Genomic DNA, 24,269 nt, shown 5'->3' on the forward strand with positions numbered 1-24,269 from the left:
CAAGGGTGAGTGACGGGACTTGAACCCGCGACTTCCTGGACCACAACCAGGTGCTCTACCAGCTGAGCTACACCCACCATGCCCGGTCGTTCACTCTGCGAGTTTCCGACCGGCCGAGAAAAAGTGTACAGGGTCCGAAGGGGTGCTCGCGCCCGCCTTTATCGCGCAGGCTGGACGTGCTTCGCGGCGATCGTGCGGGCGGTGTCGGAGTCCGGGCCGGGCTGCGGGACGAAGATCGCCTCGCGGTAGTAGCGCAGCTCCGCGATGGACTCGCGGATGTCGGCGAGGGCGCGGTGATTGCCCTTCTTCTCGGGGCTGTTGAAGTACGCCCGCGGGTACCAGCGACGGGCCAGCTCCTTCACCGAGGACACGTCCACGATGCGGTAGTGCAGGTACTCCTCCAGGGTCGGCATGTCACGGAGGAGGAAACCGCGGTCGGTGCCGACCGAGTTGCCGCACAGCGGGGCCTTGCCCGGCTCCTTGACGTGCTCGCGGATGTACGCGAGGACCAGCTCCTCCGCGTCGGCCAGTGTCGTACCGCCGGCCAGCTCGTCGAGCAGACCGGATGCGGTGTGCATCTGGCGTACTACGTCCGGCATCGTCTCCAGCGCCTGGTCCGGCGGGCGGATGACGATGTCCACCCCCTCGCCGAGCACGTTCAGCTCGGAGTCGGTGACGAGGGCGGCCACCTCGATGAGAGCGTCGTCTGACAGCGAGAGGCCGGTCATCTCGCAGTCGATCCACACCATGCGATCGTTCATGTGTCTAACCCTAAGGTGCGCGCCGCTCAGCTGAGCCAACCGTGCGGTGACCTTGTGGTGCGGGGGCGCGCGAAAGCCCCCGGAGATCTCCTGACGGAGACCCCCGAGGGCGTGCTCTGGTGCTACGTCGCGCTGCGCTGGCCGGGCAGGCTCGCCGCCGTCCGGCTCGTGGCGTACGCCTCACGGCCGTTGTCCGCCGCCGAGGCGGAGGAGGCCGCCGCGGACGCTGCCGACAGCGCGCTCGCCGCCGTACGACGGGACTGCATCGGGACCGGGCCCTCCGGGTGGAGCGAGGGCGGCAGGCCCGCCGGGCCCAGGGACGACGGACCGCCGGGCTGGCTCGGTGCGCCGTCGCCGTCCGACTGCTTGTCGCCCTGGGGCCTGCGGGCGCGGTACGCGGCCCGGTAGGCGGCGGGCGACGAGCCCAGCTGGCGGCGGAAATGCCCGCGCAGGGCCACCGGTGAGCGGAAGCCGCAGCGCCCCGCGACCTCGTCCACCGAGTAGTCCGACGTCTCCAGCAGACGCTGCGCCTGGAGCACCCGCTGCGTGATCAGCCACTGCAGGGGAGCGCTCCCGGTGAGCGAGCGGAAGCGGCGGTCGAACGTACGCCTGCTCATGTACGCGCGTGCCGCCAGCGTCTCCACGTCGAACTGTTCGTGGAGGTGCTCCAGCGCCCAGGCGACGACCTCCGCGAGCGGGTCGGCGCCGATCTCCTCTGGTAAAGACCGATCGAGGTAGCGCTCCTGACCGCCGCTTCGGCGCGGGGGGACCACCAGGCGCCGGGCGAGCGCGCCTGCCGCCTCGTTGCCGTGGTCCGTCCGCACGATGTGGAGACAGAGATCGATTCCGGCCGCCGTACCGGCGGACGTCAGTACGTCTCCGTCGTCGACGAAGAGTTCCCGTGGATCCACGTGCACCGACGGATAGCGCTTGGCCAGCGTCGGCGCGTACATCCAGTGGGTGGTCGCGGGACGGCCGTCCAGCAGGCCCGCCGCCGCCAGCACGAAGGCGCCGGTGCACAGGCCGACTATGCGGGCCCCTTCTTCGTGCGCCCGGCGCAGTGCGTCGAGCGCTTCCTCCGGCGGCGGCGCGGTGATCGACCGCCAGGCAGGCACGACGACGGTGCCCGCCCGCGAGATCGCCTCCAGACCGTGCGGTGTGGTGAGTTCCAGCCCGCCGGTGGTGCGCAGCGGGCCGTCCTCTCCACCGCACACAAGAAGGCGGTAGCGCGGAACTCCGGCGTCCTGCCGGTCGATTCCGAACACCGACAGCGGTATGGAACTCTCGAAGATGGGGCCGCCGCTGAACAGCAGCACCGCGACGATCTCCTTGCGGCGTCGCCCGGAAAGCTTCCGGGCCGCGGCTTCCGGCGCGGCAGTGGAGTCGTGGCTCATACTGCTAAGCCCCCCTCGGTGGTCGCGGCTCCTCGGTTGTGTCGCTCCTGCACGTTTCCCCTCGGTCCTGCACGAGTCCCCCGCCGTAAGACGTCAAGATCGAATCTACTGTGTCCAGTGGTGCCGGGGTGACCAGTTCGGCAACCGGCACATTGTCGACATGGCAACTTGGCGTGAAGCATTCGATCACGAAGCGTTGCACTCGTGGGCCGTGCAGGGAAGTGCGCCTCCCCTTAGTGGCCAATCCCCGTAGGGTGCGCAGGGCCTCCCAGGCCCTTTCGGTGCAGGTGGAACGGGGGTTGGGGGGTGGTTCGGACAACAGATGCGCGGTGGCCGGAAGTTGGCTGAAAAGCGTCGGGCGCGTGCGCGGAAACCGGTCAGTCGACCGGTGTACTTCCTCCGGCGTGCCGACCGCCCCGGTGCGCCCCCGCCGCCGCCCGGTGGCGATGGCCGCGGTGCGGGGACTCCTCCTCGTCCAGCAGCCGGGCCGTACCCCGCTCGGAGCGGCGCAGCAGCACCCGGCAGGCGGCGGTGACGGCCGCGAGGCCGAGGGCCGTGCCGGCGGCGCCGGCGAGCGAGGTGCCGTACCAGAGGAGGACCAGGGGGACGAGGACACAGCTGAAGACCGCCCAGCGGACCACATCGGTGGCGGTGTCCGGGCCGGGGTGTGCCTCGGAGGTCGTACGGTGTCCGGACATGGCGTGCTCCCTGGGGCGGCGGTTCGCCGGGTTCAACGCTTGTTCGATGCGTCGGTCACTGTAGGGCAGCCCAAGGGTGGACGCGGGGATAAGTGAATCCTGTGCAAACCGCCTGTACGGGGCAGCAACCATTGCGTTACGGGCGTCCCCTCGTGCATGCTCCGGGGAACTCCGCCGGAGCGTGTGCGGAATGTGGGCTAAGGAGGACTGGCGCCGTACCCTTGGGGGTATGGGGTTGGGAAGATGATTCCCGGACACAGCTCCGCCGCACACTGTTGTCCCCTCCCAAGAGGATCAAAAAGCCGAGACATCCATGGCCGGTCACGAATCTTTCGAACCCGCGGACCGCAAGCGGCCCGTCGCCGATCCCACGGCGGCCGAGCCCCTGGCGGCGGAACAGCCACGTCATTCCTGCGATCCCGCCTTCAAGCACGGCGTCGTCGTCGGTTTCGACGGCTCCACGTCCAGTGAGCGTGCCCTCGCGTACGCCATCGGCATGGCCCATCGTTCGGGCTCGGGCCTGGTCATCGTGCATGTCGCCAACCGGCTGCCCACCACGGTGTGGGCGGGCTGCGAGCCACCGGTCTTCGTCGACGTGCCGGATCACCGCACCGAGGTGCTGGGGCTTGAGCTGGCGTGCGCCGAGTATCTGGCCGAAGTGCCCTGGATCCTGGTCGAGCGCGGCGGCGACATCTGCCACGAACTCGAAGAGGTGGGGCGGGAGTACGAGGCGGACGCGATCGTCGTGGGCTCGACCCACGGCATCGTCGGACGCATCTTCGGCTCCGTCGCGGGGCGGCTCGCGAAGCGGGCGCAGCGGCCCGTCGTCGTCATCCCGTAACTCGTAGGTCCAACTCGCCGGTCGGCTCCGAATTCACTGCTGTGCAGAGGTGTTTGTGTCCTTGTGAAGGGCATATATCGGTCACACCGCACAACCGCACATGCATGAAGGGAGCCCGCCGTGGACAATGACGTCTCCGCGGGAAGCACCACCTCGGTCGTCGGCCGACTCGCCCTGGGAATCACCCTGTTGGCCTTCGGGCTCGGGTACACGGATGTCATCAACGGAGTGTCGGCGGCTGACGCCGTGTCACTCGCTCACTACGTAGGCGGAGTTGCGCTCTTCGTCGCCGGGCTGTTCGCGTTCCGCGACGGTGACTCGGCCACGGGGACGGCCTTCGCGGCCTTCGGTGCGCTCTGGTTCACCTGGGCCGTCAGCGCGGGTGGCTCCACCTCGGACAACGCGGCGGGGCTGTTCCTGGTCCTGTTCGCTCTCGTCGCTCTCTCGGTGACTCTCGCGGGTGGGGATCAACTCACCCAGGGGACATACGGGTTGTTCTTCGTCTCCCTCGTGCTTCTCGCCATCGCGCAGTTCGCCGGCAACGACGGGCTGAGCAAGGTCGGGGGGTGGTTCGGTGTCGCTGCGGGGGCTGTCGCCTGGTACTCGGCGACGGCTGCGTTGGCTCACTGGCCGACGGTGCTTCCGCGGCGGACGGCCGGTCGGGGCGTGACGGCTACCAGTTGACCGGCAGCGGAAAGGCCCCCCGCGTGTATGAGGCACACGTGGGGGGCCTTTCCGTTCGTCGGCCTCTACCGGCCGGTGGGGGTTGCTCGCGCCCACGCGGCGGAGCCGCAAATTGACACAGCCCCGCGCCCCCAAAAGCAAAGACCTACTCCACCGTCACCGACTTCGCCAGGTTCCTCGGCTTGTCGATGTCCCTGCCCAGCGCCAACGCCGTGTGGTACGCGAGGAGTTGGAGCGGGATGCCCATCAAGATGGGGTCCAACTCGTCCTCGTTCTTCGGGACCACGATCGTCTGGTCGGCCTTTTCCTGGTGCTGGTGGGCCACCGCGAGGATTCGGCCGCTGCGGGCCTTGATCTCCTCCAGGGCGGCGCGGTTCTTCTCCAGGAGGTCGTCGTCGGGGACGATTGCCACCGTGGGGAGGGCGGGCTCGATCAGGGCGAGGGGGCCGTGCTTCAACTCCGAGGCGGGGTAGGCCTCGGCGTGGATGTACGAGACCTCCTTGAGCTTGAGGGAGGCCTCGCGGGCGACCGGGTAGCCGCGGACGCGGCCGATGAACAGCATCGAGCGGGCCTCGGCGTACTCGGCGGCCAGCTTCTTGATCTCGTCCTCGCGGTCGAGGATCTCGGAGATCTGGGCCGGCAGCTTGCGCAGGCCCTCGATGATGCGCTTGCCGTCGCGGACCGAGAGGTCACGGGTGCGGCCGAGGTGGAGGGCCAACAGGGCGAACGCCACTGTGGTGTTGGTGAAGCACTTGGTCGAGACGACACAGACCTCGGGGCCCGCGTGCACGTACATGCCGCCGTCCGCCTCGCGCGCGATTGCCGAGCCGACGACGTTCACCACGCCGAGGACGCGCGCGCCCTTGCGCTTCAACTCCTGGACCGCAGCGAGGACGTCGTACGTCTCACCGGACTGCGAGACCGCGATGTAGAGGGTGTCGGGGTCGACTACCGCGTTGCGGTACCGGAATTCGGAGGCCGGCTCGGCGTCCGCGGGGATGCGGGCCAGCTCCTCGATCATCTGGGCGCCGATCATGCCCGCGTGGTACGAGGTGCCGCAGCCGAGGATCTTGACGCGGCGGATCTGCCGGGCCTCGCGGGCGTCCAGGTTCAGGCCGCCGAGGTGCACGGTGGAGAAACGGTCGTCGATCCGGCCGCGCAGCACGCGGTCCACCGCGTCGGCCTGCTCGAAGATCTCCTTGTGCATGTAGGTGTCGTGGCCGCCCATGTCGTAGGAGGCGGCCTCCCACTCGACGGTGGTCGGCTCGGACGTCGTCCGCGTGCCCTCGGTGGTGTATGTCCGGAAGTCGTCGGCCTTGAGGGTCGCCATCTCGCCGTCGTCGAGGGTCACTATCTGGCGCGTGTGAGTGACGAGTGCGGCGATGTCCGAGGCTACGAACATCTCCTTCTCGCCGATGCCGAGGACCACCGGGGAGCCGTTTCGAGCCACCACGATGCGGTCGGGGAAGTCGGCGTGCAGCACGGCGATGCCGTACGTCCCCTCGATCACCCGGAGCGCCTGGCGGACCTTCTCCTCCAGGGTCTCCGCCTGGGAGCGGGCGATGAGGTGGGTGAGGACCTCGGTGTCGGTCTCGGAGAGGAACTCGACGCCGTCCGCCTCGAGCTTCTTCCGGAGGTCCGAGGCGTTGTCGATGATGCCGTTGTGGACGACGGCGACCTTGCTGTCGGCGGACAGGTGCGGGTGGGCGTTCACGTCGGAGGGGGCGCCGTGCGTGGCCCAGCGGGTGTGGGCGATGCCGGTGGTGCCCTTGAAGCGCGCCGGGACCTTGGCCTCCAGGTCACGGACCCGGCCCTTGGCCTTGACCACCTTCAGGCCGGCCGTCTTGGGGGCCGTGATGGCGATGCCCGCGGAGTCGTAGCCGCGGTACTCCAGCCGCTGCAGGCCCTCCAGCAGAAGCGGCGCAACGTCACGCTTGCCGATGTATCCGACGATTCCGCACATGTATAGGTATTCCTAGCCGTAGACGATGCGGCGCAGCTGCCTGAGCGTGAGCTCCGGCGGTGCGACCGCCCGGTATTTCAGGTCCGCCTCGATCCGGTCGAAGATCGTCGCGTTGACCAGGCCCTGGGCCTGGAGCTCGCGGTGGCGGCGACGGACGTAGTCCTCGGTCGTCTCGTCGAAGTACGCGAGCACGTCCTGGATCACCCGCAGCGCCTCGCCCCGGTTGAGGGTCGTGGAGCGCGTCAGATGATCAACGAGTTCGTCGTGCACCCGGTTGATCCTGGGGTACCGGGGAAAGGTTTGCAAGAATCCTGCCCGATATCGGGCAACCGGCTGTTGAAAGTCTTATGGGGCTCTGTTCGTAAGCTGTCCATCCTGTGTCTTGCGCCCCGTCGCTCATATGGACGAGTTTCAGACGCCATGGACATTCCTCGTATGGGAGTACCCGCAGAGCTCGCAGAGCGCATGAGCATGGCGGAGCAGCACGAATACCTGCGCGCGAGATTCTCGCGGCGCACGATGGTCAGAGGCGGTGCCGTGACGCTCGGCGCCATCGCGGGTGGCGTGTTCGTACCGGGCGCGGTCGCCCAGGCGGCTGTCCCCAGCCAGGCCTCCGCCACCTACGCCTCCACCTCCGGCGAGTCCGTCGACGGGGCCCTCGTCTCCCCGTTCGGCCGGCACCTCGCGTTCGGCAACGACCCGAGCACGGAGGTCACGGTCTCCTGGCAGGTCCCGACCGACGTCAAGAAGCCGTTCGTCCGGATCGGCGCGCAGCCCTGGGACCTCTCCCGCAAGATCGAGGCCGAGGTGCGCACCCTCTACACCCCGGCGGGCGTCGGCGCGAGCGGCGACCACACCCAGTACTACCTGCACGCCAAGCTGACCCACCTGCGTCCGGGCCGGACCTACTACTACGGCGTCGGCCACGCGGGCTTCGACCCGGCCGAGCCCCACCTGCTCGGCACGCTGGGCACCTTCACCACCGCCCCCGACCACAAGAAGCCGTTCACCTTCACGGCCTTCGGCGACGAGGGCGTCGGCTACCACGGCCTCGCCAACGACAGCCTCCTGCTCGCCCAGAACCCGGCGTTCCACCTGCACGCCGGTGACATCGCGTACGCCGATCCGGCCGGCCAGGGCAAGACCGCCGACACGGGCTTCGACTCGCGCGTCTGGGACCAGTTCCTCGCCCAGACCGAGTCGGTCGCCAAGTCCGTGCCGTGGATGCCCGCCTACGGCAACCACGACATGGAGGCCTGGTACTCGCCCAACGGCTACGGCGGCGAGGACGCCCGCTGGAACCTGCCGGACAACGGCCCCGACAAGACGAACCTGCCGGGCGTCTACTCCTTCGTCTACGGCAACACGGCGATCATCTCGCTGGACGCCAACGACGTGTCCTTCGAGATCCCGGCCAACCTCGGCATCTCCGGCGGCACCCAGACCAAGTGGCTGGAGGCGCAGCTCAAGAAGTTCCGCGCGTCCAAGGACATCGACTTCGTGGTGATCTTCTTCCACCACTGCGCGTACTGCACCTCCACCGCGCACTCCTCGGAGGGGGGAGTGCGCAACGAGTGGGTGCCGCTGTTCGAGAAGTACACGGTGGACCTGGTCATCAACGGCCACAACCACCAGTACGAGCGCACCGACGTCATCAAGAAGAACGCCGTTGTCAAGAAGCTGCCGATCGGCGGCACGGCGTACCCGGAGACCGAGGGTGTCGTCTACGTGACGGCGGGCGCGGCCGGCCGCAGCCTGTACGCGTTCTCCGCCCCGGACTCCTACGAGGGGCACGTCGCCGACGTCGACTCGGTCGCCGCCTTCGTCAACACGAAGGACGGCAAGGTCAACGAGACGGTCGCCTGGTCGCGCGTGCGCTACCTCAACTACTCGTTCCTGCGCGTGGACGTCCAGCCCGCCCACAAGGGCCGTACGACCACCCTGACGGTCCGCGGCATCGCCGAGACCGGCGCCGAGGTCGACCGCTTCACGGTCGCCCGCAAGGCCAAGTAAGCATCCATCAGCGGCCTCCGGCCGCGGGCCGACTGCGCTCTGAAGGCGGGGCGTAGACGCAGACACACCGCAGGCGGTCCTCAACTCCCGGATGGTCACATCCGTTTGAGGACCGCCTGTTTGGCCATCGCGAACTCCTCGTCCGTCAGCACCCCGTCCCGGTGCAGCTCGCCGAGTTCACGCAGCCGCCGCAGCTGCGCGTCGTGGCCGTCCTCCGCCGCGGTCGCCAACTGCCGGGCGGGCTCGGGCCGTTCGGGTCGTACGTCCGTCTCGGCGGCGGGGTGCGGGAGGCGGGCCTGGACGGCCGCGGCGATCAGGGCCATCAGCGGGTCCTTCTTGAAGCCCCACAGCTCCACGGAGTTGGGGTCGTACTTGGGCGGCGCCTTGGTCGGCGCGTGGCGCACCGCGAAGCGGATGTAGCCGTTCTCAAGACCGGCCGACGGACGCCACTCCACGCCGACGAGGTCCGTGACGGCGAGCGTGCGGGCACCGGCCGCGGACTTGGCGTCCTCGGTCTTCCAGTTCCACTCCAGCCGTATGTGCTCGCCGTCGAAGCTCGCGGTGCCGTCCCCGGCGGAGACGGAGAGCGGCACGGCCGGGCCCGGCAGCAGGTACTCGGCGACGGGGTCGGCCGGAACCCCGTCGAGCAGCAGGGCGTTGCGCACCTCGTCCACGAAGTACTCGGCGACGCCGTACCGGTCCGATTCCACTGCCAGTTGATAGGGGTCGTCGCCCTCGGCGAGCCGGCCGCCGGTGGCGTGCAGCAGCGGGTCGGCGCCGTCGCGCAGGCGCAGTCTCAGCCGCCCCGACTTGCGGCCCTGCTCGAACGAGACGCCCGCCAACGCGCCCAGGGGGACGACGAGTTCGCCCAGCGTCCGGCGGAACAGGCCGACGTTCTTGTCCCGTCCGGGAGTCAGCCGCAGGGCGTCGCCGTCGAAGATCCAGGTGCCGTCCTTCTGGATGATTTCCGCCATAGGAGGGATTGTTCCATCGCTGTGGCGACAGAATGGTCTGTACCTGTCCGGCTTCCGGCTTCTGGCTTTCGGCTTCCGACTTTCGGCTTCAAGGAAGGCACCGCTTGTGAGACACCTTGTGAGACAGCGCCACAGAACGACCCGCCTCCTCGGTTCGCTGCTGCTCGTCGCCGCCGCGAGCGTGTCCGTGGTCGGCGCCGCACCCTCCGCCGCGCCCGCCGCGGTGACCCCGCTGGGCCGGGTGGTCCCGGCGCCCGCGTCCGTCGCCCCCGGCGGACAGCCGTACCGGATCACGAGCGCCACCCGTATCCGCGTCGGCGAGTCACGCGAGTCGCGCCGGATCGGCGAGTACCTCGCGGGCATACTGCGCCCCTCCACCGGCTACCGGCTGCCGGTCACGTCCCGGGGCAAGGGTGGTATCCAACTCCGGCTGTCCAAGGGCACGTTCGGCGCCGAGGGCTACCGGCTCGTCAGCGGGACCTCCGGAGTCACCATCACCGCGAGCAGGCCGGCCGGGCTCTTCCACGGCGTCCAGACCCTGCGCCAACTCCTGCCCGCCGCCGTCGAGAAGAACTCCGTGCAGCGCGGACCCTGGCAGATCGCGGGCGGCACCATCGAGGACTCCCCGCGCTACGCCTACCGCGGCGCGATGCTCGACGTCTCCCGGCACTTCTTCACGGTCGCCCAAGTCAAGCGCTACATCGACGAGTTGGCCCTCTACAAGATCAACGAACTGCATCTGCACCTCAGTGACGACCAGGGCTGGCGCATCGCGGTCAACTCCTGGCCCCGCCTGGCGACTTACGGCGGCTCGACCGAGGTCGGCGGTGGCGCGGGCGGCTACTACACGAAGGCCGACTACAAGGAGATCGTGCGGTATGCGGCCTCCCGCTTCCTCGAAGTGGTCCCCGAGATCGACATGCCGGGGCACACGAACGCGGCCCTCGCCTCCTACGCCGAGCTGAACTGCGACGGCGTGGCACCCCCGCTCTACACGGGCACGGACGTCGGCTTCAGCTCGCTGTGCGTCGGCAAGGACGTCACCTACAGCTTCGTGGACGACGTCATCCGCGAGCTGGCCGCGCTCACCCCGGGCCGCTATCTGCACATCGGCGGCGACGAGGCGCAGTCCACCAGCCATGAGGACTACGTCAAGTTCATGGACCGGGTGCAGCCGATCGTCGCCAAGTACGGCAAGACGGTGATCGCCTGGCACCAGATCACCGGAGCGCATCCGATCAAGGGCGCCCTCGCCCAGTACTGGGGGCTCGACGACACCGACGCCGCCGAGAAGGCACAGGTCGCCGAGGCCGCGAAGAACGGCACCGGGCTGATCCTCTCGCCCGCCGACCGGGTCTACCTCGACATGAAGTACACCGAGGACACCCCGCTCGGCCAGGACTGGGCGGGCCTGGTCGAGGTGAAGCGGTCCTACGACTGGGACCCGGGCAACTACCTTGCCGGGGTGCCGTGTTCGGCGATCCGGGGGGTCGAGGCACCACTGTGGACCGAGACCATCGTGACCGGCGCGAACATCGACTACATGGCCTTCCCGAGGTTGCCCGGCGTGGCCGAGCTGGGCTGGTCGCCGGCCTCGACGCACGACTGGGACACCTACAAGGTGCGGCTGGCGGCACAGGCCCCGCGCTGGGACGCGCTCGGGATCGACTACTACCGGTCACCCCAAGTGCCGTGGCCCGCAGGCTAGTCGAGCTGCGTTCGTGAAAAGGGCGGGCACCCCGGGGGACCGTACCCCGGGGTGTCCGCCTGTTTGTGGTGTCAGAACCCGGCGATGGGGTTCTTCAGGGTGCCGACGAGCTGGAGCGCGCCGGACGGGTCCGCCAGGTCCACCATCTGCTCGTTGTTGCGCAGTTGGAGACGGTTGAGGCAGGACAGGGAGAACTCGGGGGCGAACATGTCGTACTGCCGGAACTTGTCGGCGAGTTCGGGTGCCGAGTCCTGGTACTCGCGGGTGACCGCCGCGACCGTACGCCAGAAGTCGTCCTCCTCCAGGACGCCTTCGGCGGCCAGGTTGGAGGCGAGGAAGCGGAAGAAGCAGTCGAAGACATCGGTGAAGATCGACAGCAGCTTCTTGTCCTCGGGAACCTCGACCCGCAGCCGCTCCACAGTCGGCGGCAGCACCGCGTCCGGGTCCATGACGGCGATCTCCTCGGCGATGTCCTTGTAGATCGCGCGCTGGACGACACCGTCCTTGAGGACGAGGATCACGTTCTCGCCGTGCGGCATGAAGACGAGGTCGTAGGCGTAGAAGCTGTGCAGCAGCGGGGTGAAGTACGCCCGCAGATAGCGCCGCAGCCACTCCACCGGGGTCAGCCCCGACCACTCGATCAGCGCGCCCGCGAACGACGCGCCCTCGTGGTCCAGGTGCACCAGCGAGGCCATCGTCGCCAGGGACTCGCCGTCCCGGAGCGAGGACACCGGGCTCTCGCGCCACAGGGCGGCGAGCATTTTGCGGTACGGCGAGTAGCGGTCGGTGGCTGCCTCGTACTCCAGATGCCGGTAGCCGACGGCGGCCCGCTCGCGGATGATCGACAGGCCGGTGGACTTCAACACCGGGTCGTTGTCGATGAGTTGGGCGAGCCAGTCGTTGATCGCCGGGGTCGCCTCCATGTAGGCGGCCGAAAGTCCGCGCATGAAGCCCATGTTGATGACCGACAGGGCCGTCTTCACGTAGTGCTTCTCGGGGTTCGACTTGTTGAAGAAGGTCCGGATGGACTGCTGGGCGAGGTACTCGTCGTCGCCCTCGCCGAGGCAGACGAGGTGGCCGCGGGCGACCTCGGCGGCGAAGGTGACGGTGAGCTTGTTCCACCACTGCCAGGGGTGGACGGGGATGAGGAGGTAGTCGTCGGGGTCGAGACCCTTCTCGGAAAGTGTGTCGCGGAAACAGTTCAGCGTCACACTTCCCAGCTCGTCCCGCAGGAAGGACTCGTACTCGATGCCCACACCCGCCGTGAACGCCGCCCGCGAGCGGTGCGCGGCCAGCCAGACCAGCCGGACCGGGCTCGCGGTCTCGGGGGCGTACGAGAGGTACTCGTGGACGCCGAAGCCGAGCCGCCCGTTGTTGGCGACGAAGCAGGGGTGGCCCTCGGTCATCCCCGTCTCGATGGCCTGGAAGTCGCTCCGCACCAGCTCGGCGACCGGGGGCTGCGGCTTGGTGAGCTTGTAGCAGGTACCGGAGAGGGTGGAGGAGATCTCCTCCAGGTAGACCGGCAGGATCGCCTCGCTCAGACCGAGCGACTTCTGCAGTTCGATGAAGAACTCCAGTGCGGCGAGGGGGAGTTCGGTGCCGTCACGCTGCCGGTTGATGGAGTCGGCGTCGACCTGCCAGTGGTCGAGGGCGCGCCGGGTGGCGGTGAACCGGTAGCGGGTCAGACCGTCGTCGCTGCGGACGACGTACAAGTCACCGTCTTTCTCGACCGGTTCAGGGCTGATCAGCCGCTCGTGCGCGAACTCCGCGAGCGCCTTGCGGATCAGCTGGCGGTTGGCCTTCTCCCAGCGCTCGGGGGAGAGATGGGCCACGGCGTCGGCGAGACTCATGCGGACACCGCCGTGGCGAGCAGGAACTGCTCCCGGGTGCAGAAGCTCAACAAGGCCATTTTCTCCGGCTTCTGGATCTCACGCTCGGGCACGAACCCGACGGCTTCGTTCAGGGCGTGGACGGCGGTGTTGGACACGTCCGGTTCCACGACGACACGCTCGACGGCCGGGTCCTCGAAGAGGCGGGCCATCACGGCGGTGATCACCGCACGGGTGAAGCCGTGGACGGGGGTGGCGGTGGCCGGCGTCAGGAAGTGCATCCCGACATCACCGGGCAACGGCTCGTACAGACCGACGAGTTCGCGATGCCGCGGGTCGTAGTACTCCATCAGGAAGACGGGCACTCCGTCCTGGAGCCCGAGCAGCGCCTGCTGGTGCTCGTCGGCCGCGATCTCCATGTAGGCGCGCTCGACGTCCTCCAGTTTCGCGTCCTGCATCATCCAGTACGCGGCCTTGGGATGGGTGACCCACCGATGCAGCAACTCGGCGTCCCGCAGCGGGTCCAGGGGGCGGAAGGTGAAGGTCATACGGCGAACTCCTGGAACGCGATGGTCTGTTCGACCGGGTAGTACTCGGTGCCGAGCAGCTCACGGATGATGTACGAGTTCCGGTACGCGCCCATGCCCAGGTCCGGGGACGTGATGCTGTGCGCGTGGACGCCGGCGTTCTGCAGGAAGACGCCCCGGCCCGTGGTGTCGATCGAGTAGTTGCGCGCGATGTCGAAGTTGCCCCAGGAGTCGTAACGCAGCCGCTCGTGCACGGGCTTGAGGAACTCCGGCTCGGCGTACTTGTAGCCGGTGGCGAGGACCAGGCCCTGCGAGCGCAGGGTGTAGTCCTTCTCCTGCTCCTCCTGGCGCAGCGCCAGTTCGTAGACGCCGTCGCGGTAAGTGGCGTCGTTCAGCGAGGAGTTGGTGAGCAGCCGGGTGGGGACGGGTCCGCCGACCTTCTTCTGGTACAGCAGGTCGAAGATCTCGTTGACGAGGTCGCCGTCGATGCCCTTGAAGAGGCCCTTCTGCTCGGCCGTGAGGCGGTAGCGGGTCTGCTCGGGCAGCGCGTGGAAGTAGTCGATGTACTCCGGGGAGGTCATCTCCAGCGTGAGTTTCGTGTACTCCAGCGGGAAGAAGCGCGGCGAGCGCGTGACCCAGTTCAACTCGTAGCCGTGGACGTCGATTTCACTGAGCAGGTCGTAGTAGATCTCGGCGGCGGACTGCCCGCTGCCGACCAGTGTGATCGACTCCTTGGCCTGCAACTCCGCTTTGTGGTGCACATAGCGGGAGTTGTGGATGAAGTCGCCGCCCAGTCCGGCGACGGCCTCCGGGAGATACGGCGGGGTACCGGTGCCGAGGACCAGGTGCCGGGCGCGGAAGACGTCACCGGCCTCGGTCCGGACGACGTAGACCTCGTCCTCGTACGTCACCTCCGACACCGTCGCGCTGAAGCGCACGTTGGACAGCCTGTTGGCGGCCCACCGGCAGTAGTCGTCGTACTCGACCCGCAGCGGATAGAAGTTCTCGCGGATGTAGAAGGGGTACAGACGCCCCTTCTCCTTCAGGTAGTTGAGGAAGGAGTACGGCGAGGTCGGGTCGGCGAGGGTGACCAGGTCGGACATGAACGGGGTCTGGAGGTGGGCGCCGTCGAGGAACATGCCGGCGTGCCACTCGAAGTCGGGCTTCGAGTCCAGGAAGATCCCGTCGAGTTCGGCGATGGGCTCCGTGAGGCAGGCGAGGCCGAGGTTGAAGGGTCCGAGCCCGATGCCCACGAAGTCGTAGGTCTTGGTGGCGGGTTCAGGAAGCGCGGTCAAGGGACTCTCCCAGGTACTGCTCGGCGTGGCCGGCGATCAGGTCGAGGACGGCGGCGATGTCGTCGGCCGTCGTCTCGGGGTTGAGCAGGGTGAACTTCAGGTAGTGGCGGCCCGCTACCTTGGTGCCCGCGACCACCGCGTCACCGGAGGCGAACAGGGCCTTGCGGGCGTACAGGTTGGCGCGGTCGATCTCGGCCGGGTCGGTGACGGCGGCCGGGATGTAGCGGTAGACGAGGGTGGAGAGCGTGGGCTCGACGACCACGTCGAAGCGCGGGTCGGCGGCCAGCAGCCGCCACCCTTCCTCGGCCAAGTCGCAGACCTCGTCGAAGAGTTGGCCGATGCCGTCGGCGCCCATCACGCGCAGCGTCATCCACAGCTTGAGCGCGTCGAAACGGCGGGTGGTCTGCAGGGACTTGTCGACCTGGTTGGGGATGCGCTCCTGCGCCATGCGGCGCGGGTTGAGGTAGTCCGCGTGGTAGGTCGCGTGGCGCAGGGTGTCGGCGTCGCGGACCAGCAGGGCGGACGAACTCACCGGCTGGAAGAAGGACTTGTGGTAGTCCACGGTGACCGAGTCGGCGCGCTCGATGCCGTCGATCCGGCTCCGGTGCTTGAGGGAGGCGAGCAGACCGCAGCCGTAGGCCGCGTCGACGTGCATCCAGACCCCGAACTGCTCGCACAGGGCGGCGATTTCGGGCAGCGGGTCGATGGAGCCGAAGTCGGTGGTACCGGCGGTGGCGACGACGGCCATGGGCACAAGACCGGCGTTCTTGCAGCGCTCCAACTCCCGGGCGAGCGCGACGGTTTGCATGCGCTTGTCGGCGCCGACGGGTATCGACACGACGGCGTCCTGCCCGAGGCCCAGCAGTTTCGCGGACTTCTTCACGCTGAAGTGGCTGACCTCGGAGGCGAAGATACGCAGTTCGGCGAGTGTGTCGCTCTTCGCCTCCTCGCGGGCCAGCAGCAGCGCCTGGAGGTTGGACTGGCTGCCGCCGGAGGTGAACACCCCGTCCGCGTGCGGCCCGAGGCCGATCCGTTCATTCGTCCAGTCGATCAGCTTGCGCTCGATGAGGGTGCCGCCGGCCGACTGGTCCCAGGTGTCCAGGGAGGAGTTGACGGCGGAGAGCACCGCCTCGCCGAGCACCGCGGGGATGACGACCGGGCAGTTGAGGTGGGCGAGGTAGCGCGGGTGGTGGAAGTAGATCGCGTCACGCAGATAGACCTCGTCCAGCTCGTCGAGCACCGCGGCGGTGTCGTGGAGCGGGTGGTCGAGGTCGATGCGGTCGATGAGGGGGGAGAGGGCGTCGACCGTGACGCCGGTGAACGGCCGTTCGGTGGTGGCGAGTTTGGCCGCCACCCGCTCCACGCCTTCCGTCACGGAGCGGCGGTAGTGCTCCGCAGTCGTGTCATTGAGCAGGTGCGAGCGCATGTGGGGGTCCTCCGGTGGGGACGGGTTTGAACTTAGGTAAGGCTAACCTAACTTAGATCTTTCGGAACCTACCCCTCCCGTGACTGCCGTCACTCGCGTCTCACTCGGCTTCGCGCAACTGCTCCTCACTGAGCCCCTGCCGCCAGTACCCGACGAAGGTCACCCGCCGCCGGTCGAACCCGCGCTCACCCACGAAGTGCCGCCGCAGCGCCTTCACTTGACCGGACTCGCCCGCGATCCACACGTACGGCCGCTCGGCGGACGGGAGTTGGGCCGCACGCAGGGCGCCGAGGGTCATGGGGGACCCCTCGGCACCCTCGTCATCGCGCACCAGCCAGGTCACCTCGACGTCGGCGGCGGACACCAAGTCCTGCACATCACCGGCATGTTGGACCTCAAGCCACACCCGCGCACGGATACCGGCGGGCAGCGCTTCGAGGATGGCGGACACGGCCGGCACGGCGGTCTCGTCGCCCCAGAGCACCACGAGATCGGCGTCCTCCGGCGGCCGGAACCGAATAGCCCGATTGTCCGCGACAGCCGGCCCGAGCAGCACGACCCGGTCCCCGGCGGAGGCACGTGAAGCCCACCGGGAGGCGGGCCCGGCGGGTTCGTGAAGCACGAAGTCGATGTCGATCTCGTCGGGTTCGCGGCGCAGGGCGCGAAGTGTGTACGAGCGCATCACGGCCCGTACGTCGTCCGGCAGTTCACGCCACGCCTGCCACCACCCGTCACCGAGTCCGTACGGCACGGCGGGCTCACGCTGGCCGGGGTGGGGAAGGAACAACGACAGGGACTGATCACACCCGTCGGAAAAGAAGTACGCCAGGTCGTCCCCACCAAAGGTGACCCGGACGACAGACGGCCCGAGCCGCTCCGTCCGCACGACGTGGAGTGAGAAGAAGCGGAACGGGACGGGCATGGGGTTCCTTCAGAGAAACGGGAGGGGATGCGCCCCAAAGGGGCGCGGGGAACTGCGCGACCAGCCCCCACCGGCCCGCAGCTCCCCACAAAGTGCAACCACCCCAAATTCAGCTGACCTTCTTCGCAGATTCGATCGCCTTCGCCAGGCTCTCCACCATCGGCACACACTTGTCGTACGACAGAATCGGCTCGGGCGACCGCGAGATGACCTGCCCCGCCTTGACCGCAGGCAGCGCCTTCCACGTGGCCTCAGTGATGTCCGCGGGCTGAATCGTCGCGGACCGGTCGTCCATCATGATGATGTCGGCCGGGTACTTGTCCGCGTTCTCCCAGCTGAGGTTCTCGTACCAGCCACCGCTCGCCTTGAGCGCAGCCGCGGACGGCTCGACGAAGTTCACGCCGAGTGCCCTGTAGTACTCCAGGTCGACGGAGAGGTTGGACCCGGAGACGTAGAACACCGTGTCCGCCGCCGAACCGGCCAGCACCTTGATCTCGGGGCGCGACTTGGCCGCCTTGCGCAGTCGCTCCGAGGCCTCCTCGAAACGCTTCTTGGCGTCGGTGACCTTCGTGGCCGTCATGTCGGCGCCCAGCGACTCGGCCAGCTCCCACATGCGCTGGAGCGGCGTGGTGAGCTGGCGGTCGAACACGGAGACGGCGGCGCTCGGCGCCAGCTTGGCGATCTTGTCCTTGGACTCCTCGGGGACGTACCAGAGGGTCCCGGCGGCGTCGAACGTGGTGGTGAGGAGGACGTCGGGGGCGAGGGTCGCGTACTTCTCGATGTTGAACTGGCCCCAGGTGTTGCCGAGGATCGTGACCTTGCTGATGTCCATGTCGCCGGCCTGGACGTCGGGCTTGCCGTTCTTCAGCTCGGTCGGTCCGAAGACGCCCTTGACGGAGATGCCGTAGTCGTGGAGCGCGGCGCCGACGCCGACGAACGCGACGATGTTCGCGGGGATCCTGTCGAGCTTCACCGTGGTGCCGCGGTCGTCCTTGAAGGACCAGGGGCCGGACTTCTTCGCGGCCGTCGTCTCCTTGACCGAGCCACCGCTTTTCGCGTCGTCGTCGCCGCAGGCCGCGAGCACGGCGCCGAGGCCGAGGGCGCCGCCCGCGGCGAGGATGCCGCGGCGGGAGAGGTGAGTGGCACGGGCGTTGGACATGTGTGGCTGCTTTCGAACAGGGCGGAGTGCCCGCCGGACAATTCGAAGGTAGGTTAGCCTAACCTCACTAGATGTCCAGTGGGCGGGTGCCCGCCCGGCCGGGCCCGTGCCGGTGTCGTGCCGAGCCTGCGGGTGCGGCGCCGATGCACTTTGGCTTTCAACCTCCTTGTCCCATCGGTCCGTTGTGATCATGCTCGTTCGTAGCGAGCTCTGCGCACTGATGTTCGGTGATATTCGGAGATGGAGTGGCTACCACGGTGGAAACGACGGATGTGGAAGCGGTGGTGCGAAGTGACGCGGCACTGCTGGAGGACGACCTCGCCGAGTTCCTCGGCTCGCTGACCGCCCCGGCGCGGGCGGCGGCCTCCGTCTACGACACGGCACTACGACGTTCCCTGTACGAACCCGTCGCCGACGCCGTCGGCTCCAAGATCGGCCAGCAGGCGCTGCCCCCCACCGCCGCGACACCCGGCGGCCGGGCCCCGCTGCGCCCCTCGATGGTCTACTGGGCCTACCGCAACTACCGGGGTTTTCCGGGCGAGTTGGCCGCGGGGGACGACACGGCCGCCGAGCTGGACGTCGTCCGCCGCACGGCAGTTGCCGTAAGGATTCTGCTGAAGGCCGCCGTCGCCCTCGACGACATCCAGGACGGCAGCGACGTCCGCTACGGCGAACCGGCCCTGCACACCACCCACGGCGTGCCCCTCGCCCTCAACACCGGCGCCTGGCTGATCATGTCCGCGCTGCGGCACACGGCCGACCCGGCCGTCGTGGACAGCCTGGTGCGCTCGGTCGGCGACGGCTTCACCGGGCAGGCCGTCGACATGTCCTCGCGTACGGCCCTCACCCGCGCCGAGTTGCTGGCCGCGCCGCGCGCCGTCCGGGTCGGCTTCTGGGAGGAGACGGCCGCCCTCAAGACCGGCACCCTGTTCCGGATGCCGCTCGACGCGGCGGTCGCGGGGCTGCGGGTGGTCGAGGACGACCGGCTCGCCCTGGACGGCGCGATGCGTCAACTCGGCCTCGCCAGCCAGCTGTTCAACGACCTGACCGACTTCGTGCCGGAACTCGGCGGCGCCAACACCCACGAGGACTTCGACGCCCTCGGCAACCGCGTCCTCCTGGAACTCCTCGACGACGTGCCGCCCGAAGCGGAATTCAAACGGTACGTTCTCGGTCACCCCGAACTGGAGCGGACGCTTCTCGCGCTCGCCGAGGAGGCCGTGGCCCTGAAGCGCGCCGCGAAGGACGCCGTCCACGGGGTGTGCCGCTCCGAGCGCAGCGCCGCCTACTTCGACGTGACGATCGAACGCAAGGGCCACCTCATCGACCGTCTGCTCGCTACGGGCCGGCAGCGGAGCGGCGTATGACGGACACGGTGAGCCGACGCCTGAGGAACGGCACCCGCACCTGGCACGAGGCCCTGGAGAGCACCGGATTCGCCACCGCGATGCTCGCCGGGACGCTCCCGCTCGACCGCTACGTCGGCCAGCTCGCCGCCTATCGCGTGGTGTTGGAGGCGCTGGAAGCCGAACTCGCCCGCGCCGTCTGCCCGTCGGTCGGCTCGGTGTGGTCGCCGGACCTGGTCAAACTCCCGCTCGTCGAACGCGACCTGCACCATTTCGAGGCGCTGGGCACCGCCCCTCGGCCCTGCCCGGCCGCCGAGGAGTTCGCGGTCGAGGTGCGGCACACCGCCGTCACCGAACCCACCGAACTCCTCGGCTTCCTCTATGTGTTGGAGGGCTCCACCCTTGGCGCCCGCTTCCTGCTCCGGTACGTCATCGAGGCGTACCGGCTCACGGACGGGAACGGCGCGTCGTACTACGGCAGCGGTGACCGCGCCCGCTGGGCGGCCTTCGCCGAGCGCCTCGACCGGGCACTCGGCGAACCCGCAGTACAGGACCGCGTCCTGGCCGCCGCCGACCGGGCCTACCGTCATGTCGCCCTGATCTCGGGGGAGTTGTCGGCAGGCCTCGACAGCGCGGCCCGTGAGGTGGCTTAGCGGGTGCGGTCAGCCCGTGAGGCCCAACTCGCGGGCGATCAGCATCCGTTGGACCTCGCTGGTGCCCTCGCCGATCTCCAGGATCTTGGAGTCGCGCCACATCCGGGCCACCGGGTACTCGTTCATGAAGCCGTAGCCGCCGTGCACCTGGGTGGCGTCGCGGGCGTTGTCGACGGCGATCGTGGAGGAGTACAGCTTGGCGAGGGCCGCCTCCTTCTTGAAGGGCTCGCCTGCCACCAGGCGGGAGGCCGCGTCGCGCCAGGCCAGGCGGGCGGTGTGGGCCTTCATCTCCATGTCGGCGATCTTGAACTGGATGGCCTGGTTGGCGCCGATCGGCCGCCCGAACGCGTGCCGTTCCTTGGCGTACTTCACCGACTCGTCGACGCAGCCTTGGGCGAGCCCCGTCGCGAGCGCGGCGATGGCGATCCGGCCCTCGTCGAGGATGCGCAGGAACTGGGCGTAGCCGCGGCCCTGTTGGCCCAGCAGGTTCGCCGCCGGGACCCGTACGTCGGAGAAGGACAGCTCCCGGGTGTCCGAGGCGTTCCAGCCGACCTTCGAGTACGGCGCCGCGACCGTGAAGCCGGGCGTCCCGGACGGCACGATGATCGCCGAGATCAGCGGCTTGCCGTCGGGCTTGCGACCGGTGACCGCGGTGACCGTCACCAGACCGGTGATGTCCGTACCGGAGTTGGTGATGAAGCACTTCGAGCCGTTGATCACCCACTCGTCGGTGTCCGGGTCCAGGCGGGCCGTCGTCCGGGTCGCCCCCGCGTCCGAGCCGCCGTCCGGCTCGGTCAGCCCGAAGGCGCCGAGCATCTCGCCGGAGCACAGCCGGGGCAGCCACTCGGCCTTCTGGGCGTCGGTCCCGAAGAGATGGATCGGCATCGCGCCGAGGGACACCCCGGCTTCCAACGTGATCGCAACCGACGAGTCGACCCGGGCCAGTTCCTCCAGGACCAGGCCCAGCGCCAGATAGTCGCCGCCCATCCCGCCGTGCTCCTCGGGGAACGGCAGCCCGAACAGGCCCATGCGGCCCATCTCGCGGACGATCTCGTACGGGAACTCGTGCCGCTCGTAGAAGTCGCCGATCTTCGGCGCGACGACGTCGTGCGCGAACTCCTCGACCGTACGGCGGAGTTCTTCCAGCTCGGGGGAGAGACGGTGGTCCATGGCGGTCACTGCTCCTTGTGGGGCTGTGCTGTTTTACCGAGTGCTCGGACGGTGCGGGACGGGCTGGGTCGGCCCAGTTGTTCGGCCATCCACACGCTGGTGGCGGTGAGAGAGCCGAGGTCGACTTCGGAGTCGATGCCGAGACCCTGGAGCATCCACACCAGGTCCTCGGTGGCGAGGTTGCCGGTGGCGGACTTGGCGAACGGACAGCCGCCGAGGCCGCCCGCGGAGGCGTCCACGGTGGTGACGCCGTGCTGGAGGGCGGCCAGGGTGTTGGCGAGGGCCTGGCCGTAGGTGTCGTGGAAGTGCACGCCCAACACGTCGGTGGGGACGTGCTGTTCGTTGAGCGAGGCGAGAAGTTCCAGGACGTGCCCGGGAGTTGCCACGCCGATGGTGTCGCCGAGGCTCAGCTCGTCGCAGCCCATGTCGACCAACGCCCGGCAGACACGCACCACTTGGGCGATGGGGACCTCGCCCTCCCAGGGGTCGCCGAAGCACATGGAGAGATAGCCGCGCACATGGGCGCCCTCCTCCTTGGCGCGGGCCACGACCGGGGCGAACACGGCCAGCGACTCGTCCACCGTGCGGTTGAGATTGGCCTTGGCGAAGGACTCGGTGGCGCTGGCGAAGACGGCGACGCGGTTCGCGTCCAGGGCCAGGGCCCGGTCGAGTCCGCGTCCGTTCGGGACGAGGACGGGGAGGTGCACCCCTGGCAGATCCCGCACGAGCGGGAACAGCTGCTCGGCGTCGGCCAGTTGGGGCACCCACTTCGGGTGGACGAAGCTGGTGGCCTCGATGGTGGTGAGGCCCGCGTCGGCCAGCCGCCGGATGAACTCGGCCTTGACCTCGGTGGGCACGGTCGACTTCTCGTTCTGGAGTCCGTCACGGGCCCCGACCTCGTGGATGCGCACCCGGGCGGGCAGATCGGGCGCCGGTACGACCATCGGGAGTGTCACTGGTCCTCCTCCGCAGGTGTGACGACCGCCAGCACCTGGTCCATGGCGACCGTGGCGCCGGGGGTCACATCGAGTTCGGCGACGGTGCCGGCGTGCGGCGCGGAGACGACGTGCTCCATCTTCATCGCCTCGACCACCAACAGGCTCTGTCCGGCGGTCACTTGATCTCCTACGGCGACCTTCACCACGGTCACCGTCCCCGGCATCGGCGCGGTCAGCGAACCCGCACCGGACCGGTCGGCGCCACTGAGCGAGGCGGCCACCGGATCGTGGTCCCGCACCTGCCAGGCGTCCCCGTCCCGGCCCAGCCAGTCACCGGCGCGGCGGAAGGTGTGCCGCACCCCGTCGAGGGTGACGGCGACCTGATCGGCGGTGACGGTGTGGCTGCCGCGCGGGACGTACTCCACGGGCTCGGTGACCTTCAGGTGGAAACCGACCGGCTTCGGAGTACCGCCCAGCCGCCAGCCACTCGGCACCGAGAACGGGTCGGTCCAGCCCTCGCCCTTCGGCCGCAGCGCATCCAGTCGTACGGCGGCTGCCGCCTCGTAGACCTCCTCTGGCACCGCATCCGGGATCAGGGAGTCCGCCTCGCGCTCGACCAGCCCGGTGTCCAACTCGCCCGCCACGACCGCCGGGTGGGCCAGCAGCCGTCGTAGGAACCCGGCGTTCGTCGGCACGCCCAGGGTGACCGTGTCCGCGAGGGCGGCCCGGAGTTTCCTGAGCGCGGTCGCGCGGTCGGGGCCGTAGGCGATGACCTTGGAGAGCATCGGGTCGTAGAGGCTGCCGACCTCGGTCCCTTCGGAGAGGCCGGAGTCGGTGCGGATGCCGTCGCCGGAGGGTTCGTTCAGTTTCAGGACGGTGCCGCCGGACGGGAGGAACCCGCGCGCGCCTTCTTTGACAGACACGGTTTCCGCGCAGATGCGTGCCTCGATGGCGTGCCCGGTGAGGGTGATGTCCTCCTGGCCGAAGGGGAGTCGCTCACCCGCCGCCACCCGCAGCTGCCACTCCACCAGGTCGAGTCCGGTCACCAACTCCGTTACCGGGTGCTCCACTTGGAGACGGGTGTTCATCTCCATGAAGTAGTACGACGACGGGTCGTTGCCCGGCACGATGAACTCCACCGTGCCCGCGCCCGCGTACCCGCACGAGCGGGCCGCCTGGACCGCCGCCTCGCCCATCGCCGCGCGCGTGGCCTCGTCGAGGAGCACGCTCGGGGCCTCCTCGACGACCTTCTGGTGCCGGCGCTGCAGGGAGCACTCGCGCTCGCCGAGGTGGACGACGTTGCCGTGGCCGTCGGCCAGGACCTGGATCTCGATGTGGCGGGGGGGGTCCACCCAGCGCTCGACCAGGAGGGTGTCGTCGCCGAAGGAGGCGCGGGCCTCGCGGCGGGCGGCGGCGATCTCGTCGTCCAGGAGGGTGAGGTCGCGGACCAGCCGCATGCCCTTGCCGCCGCCGCCGGCTGACGGCTTGAGGAGCACGGGGGCGCCCAACTCGTGTGCGGCCTTGGCCAGTTCGGGGTCGCGTCCGCCGGGGACGACCGGGACACCTGCCGCCTCCACCGTCTCCTTGGCGCGGATCTTGTCCCCCATGAGGGCGATCGCGTCCGCCGGAGGACCGATGAAGACCAGCCCGGCGTCGGCGCACGCGCGCGCGAAGGCCGCGTTCTCCGCGAGGAAGCCGTACCCCGGGTGGACGGCCTGCGCGCCTGTGCGGGCCGCCGCCTCCAGGAGCCGCTCCACGGAGAGATAGCTTTCCGCCGCCGGTGCGGGGCCGATCCGTACCGCCGTGTCGGCCTCCCGGACGTGCCGGGCGTCCGCGTCGGCGTCGGAGAAGACGGCCACCGAGCGCACGCCGAGCGAGCGCAGGGTGCGGATCACGCGGACCGCGATCTCGCCCCGGTTGGCCACCAGGACGGTCTCGAACATCCGGACCGTCTTGGGCATCTCGACC

The 24,269-nt window shown here is 69.0% G+C and carries 21 protein-coding genes and 1 tRNA gene; 6 read left to right on the top strand and 16 right to left on the bottom strand.

Annotated elements, in window-relative coordinates:
- Positions 1-4: 4 nt before the first annotated feature.
- From OC490_RS12530 to OC490_RS12545, 4 genes are all read right to left on the bottom strand, one after another.
- A tRNA-His gene (locus tag OC490_RS12530) sits at positions 5-77 on the bottom strand.
- An 81-nt stretch (positions 78-158) separates the two neighbouring features.
- Positions 159-761 (bottom strand): oligoribonuclease, encoded by a 603-nt coding sequence (gene orn / locus OC490_RS12535; RefSeq protein ID WP_262057976.1) that lies wholly within the window; start codon positions 759-761, stop codon positions 159-161.
- A 122-nt stretch (positions 762-883) separates the two neighbouring features.
- A complete protein-coding gene (locus OC490_RS12540; RefSeq protein WP_262057977.1) occupies positions 884-2,155 on the bottom strand; it encodes a GlxA family transcriptional regulator in 1,272 nt (423 codons plus the stop codon).
- A gap of 377 nt (positions 2,156-2,532) precedes the next feature.
- Positions 2,533-2,853 (bottom strand): hypothetical protein, encoded by a 321-nt coding sequence (locus tag OC490_RS12545; RefSeq protein WP_262057978.1) that lies wholly within the window; start codon positions 2,851-2,853, stop codon positions 2,533-2,535.
- Between the two features lie 313 nt (positions 2,854-3,166).
- Here OC490_RS12545 and OC490_RS12550 point away from each other — a divergent pair, with 313 nt between their 5' ends.
- Positions 3,167-3,694, top strand: a complete 528-nt coding sequence (locus tag OC490_RS12550; RefSeq protein WP_019065779.1) for a universal stress protein — start codon at positions 3,167-3,169, stop codon at positions 3,692-3,694.
- A gap of 120 nt (positions 3,695-3,814) precedes the next feature.
- The gene (locus OC490_RS12555; RefSeq protein WP_262057979.1) at positions 3,815-4,378 is read left to right on the top strand and encodes an acetate uptake transporter family protein; all 564 of its coding nucleotides are present in this window, start codon (positions 3,815-3,817) and stop codon (positions 4,376-4,378) included.
- A 145-nt stretch (positions 4,379-4,523) separates the two neighbouring features.
- Here the strand turns inward: OC490_RS12555 and glmS are convergent, their stop codons facing one another.
- Entirely contained in the window at positions 4,524-6,341 is a 1,818-nt protein-coding gene (gene glmS / locus OC490_RS12560; protein ID WP_200712217.1) for a glutamine--fructose-6-phosphate transaminase (isomerizing), read from the bottom strand.
- Between the two features lie 12 nt (positions 6,342-6,353).
- The gene (locus tag OC490_RS12565; RefSeq protein ID WP_019065776.1) at positions 6,354-6,611 is read right to left on the bottom strand and encodes a hypothetical protein; all 258 of its coding nucleotides are present in this window, start codon (positions 6,609-6,611) and stop codon (positions 6,354-6,356) included.
- A gap of 165 nt (positions 6,612-6,776) precedes the next feature.
- Between OC490_RS12565 and OC490_RS12570 the strand changes: the two genes are divergently transcribed.
- Positions 6,777-8,354: a purple acid phosphatase family protein gene (locus OC490_RS12570; protein WP_262057980.1), complete on the top strand. Its 1,578-nt coding sequence runs from the start codon at positions 6,777-6,779 to the stop codon at positions 8,352-8,354.
- Positions 8,355-8,449: 95 nt separating this feature from the next.
- Here OC490_RS12570 and OC490_RS12575 read toward each other — a convergent pair whose 3' ends face one another.
- Positions 8,450-9,328, bottom strand: a complete 879-nt coding sequence (locus OC490_RS12575; protein WP_262057981.1) for a DUF4429 domain-containing protein — start codon at positions 9,326-9,328, stop codon at positions 8,450-8,452.
- Positions 9,329-9,446: 118 nt separating this feature from the next.
- On the opposite strand from OC490_RS12575, the gene OC490_RS12580 reads away from it, so the two are divergent.
- Positions 9,447-11,036, top strand: a complete 1,590-nt coding sequence (locus OC490_RS12580) for a beta-N-acetylhexosaminidase (RefSeq protein ID WP_262058251.1) — start codon at positions 9,447-9,449, stop codon at positions 11,034-11,036.
- 71 nt (positions 11,037-11,107) lie between these two features.
- Here the strand turns inward: OC490_RS12580 and OC490_RS12585 are convergent, their stop codons facing one another.
- The 6 genes from OC490_RS12585 to OC490_RS12610 all read right to left on the bottom strand — a co-directional run bounded on the left by OC490_RS12585 (position 11,108) and on the right by OC490_RS12610 (position 18,194).
- Entirely contained in the window at positions 11,108-12,886 is a 1,779-nt protein-coding gene (locus OC490_RS12585) for an IucA/IucC family protein (protein ID WP_262057982.1), read from the bottom strand.
- On the bottom strand, positions 12,883-13,413 hold the full coding sequence (locus OC490_RS12590; protein ID WP_262057983.1) for a GNAT family N-acetyltransferase: 531 nt from the start codon (positions 13,411-13,413) through the stop codon (positions 12,883-12,885). Before OC490_RS12590 ends, OC490_RS12585 begins: the two co-directional genes overlap by 4 nt.
- Positions 13,410-14,687, bottom strand: a complete 1,278-nt coding sequence (locus tag OC490_RS12595) for a lysine N(6)-hydroxylase/L-ornithine N(5)-oxygenase family protein (RefSeq protein ID WP_262057984.1) — start codon at positions 14,685-14,687, stop codon at positions 13,410-13,412. The genes OC490_RS12590 and OC490_RS12595 overlap by 4 nt, the downstream gene beginning before the upstream one ends.
- Positions 14,671-16,113: a lysine decarboxylase DesA gene (desA, locus tag OC490_RS12600; protein WP_262057985.1), complete on the bottom strand. Its 1,443-nt coding sequence runs from the start codon at positions 16,111-16,113 to the stop codon at positions 14,671-14,673. Before desA ends, OC490_RS12595 begins: the two co-directional genes overlap by 17 nt.
- Before the next feature lie 100 nt (positions 16,114-16,213).
- Positions 16,214-17,035, bottom strand: a complete 822-nt coding sequence (locus tag OC490_RS12605; RefSeq protein WP_262057986.1) for a siderophore-interacting protein — start codon at positions 17,033-17,035, stop codon at positions 16,214-16,216.
- A 109-nt stretch (positions 17,036-17,144) separates the two neighbouring features.
- Entirely contained in the window at positions 17,145-18,194 is a 1,050-nt protein-coding gene (locus tag OC490_RS12610) for an ABC transporter substrate-binding protein (RefSeq protein WP_262057987.1), read from the bottom strand.
- A gap of 257 nt (positions 18,195-18,451) precedes the next feature.
- On the opposite strand from OC490_RS12610, the gene OC490_RS12615 reads away from it, so the two are divergent.
- Both OC490_RS12615 and OC490_RS12620 read left to right on the top strand, forming a co-directional pair.
- The gene (locus OC490_RS12615) at positions 18,452-19,561 is read left to right on the top strand and encodes a polyprenyl synthetase family protein (protein ID WP_262057988.1); all 1,110 of its coding nucleotides are present in this window, start codon (positions 18,452-18,454) and stop codon (positions 19,559-19,561) included.
- Positions 19,558-20,193, top strand: a complete 636-nt coding sequence (locus OC490_RS12620; RefSeq protein ID WP_262057989.1) for a biliverdin-producing heme oxygenase — start codon at positions 19,558-19,560, stop codon at positions 20,191-20,193. The genes OC490_RS12615 and OC490_RS12620 overlap by 4 nt, the downstream gene beginning before the upstream one ends.
- 9 nt (positions 20,194-20,202) lie before the next feature.
- Here the strand turns inward: OC490_RS12620 and OC490_RS12625 are convergent, their stop codons facing one another.
- From OC490_RS12625 to OC490_RS12635, 3 genes are read right to left on the bottom strand one after another with little or no spacing between them, the layout of a single operon-like run.
- The gene (locus OC490_RS12625; RefSeq protein ID WP_262057990.1) at positions 20,203-21,363 is read right to left on the bottom strand and encodes an acyl-CoA dehydrogenase family protein; all 1,161 of its coding nucleotides are present in this window, start codon (positions 21,361-21,363) and stop codon (positions 20,203-20,205) included.
- Positions 21,364-21,368: 5 nt separating this feature from the next.
- A complete protein-coding gene (locus tag OC490_RS12630; protein WP_262058252.1) occupies positions 21,369-22,307 on the bottom strand; it encodes a hydroxymethylglutaryl-CoA lyase in 939 nt (312 codons plus the stop codon).
- A gap of 8 nt (positions 22,308-22,315) precedes the next feature.
- Positions 22,316-24,244, bottom strand: a complete 1,929-nt coding sequence (locus tag OC490_RS12635) for a biotin carboxylase N-terminal domain-containing protein (protein WP_262058253.1) — start codon at positions 24,242-24,244, stop codon at positions 22,316-22,318.
- Between the last annotated feature and the right edge of the window lie 25 nt (positions 24,245-24,269).

Origin of the sequence: Streptomyces sp. STR69 (assembly GCF_024519455.1) — a bacterium.
Lineage (GTDB): Bacteria > Actinomycetota > Actinomycetes > Streptomycetales > Streptomycetaceae > Streptomyces.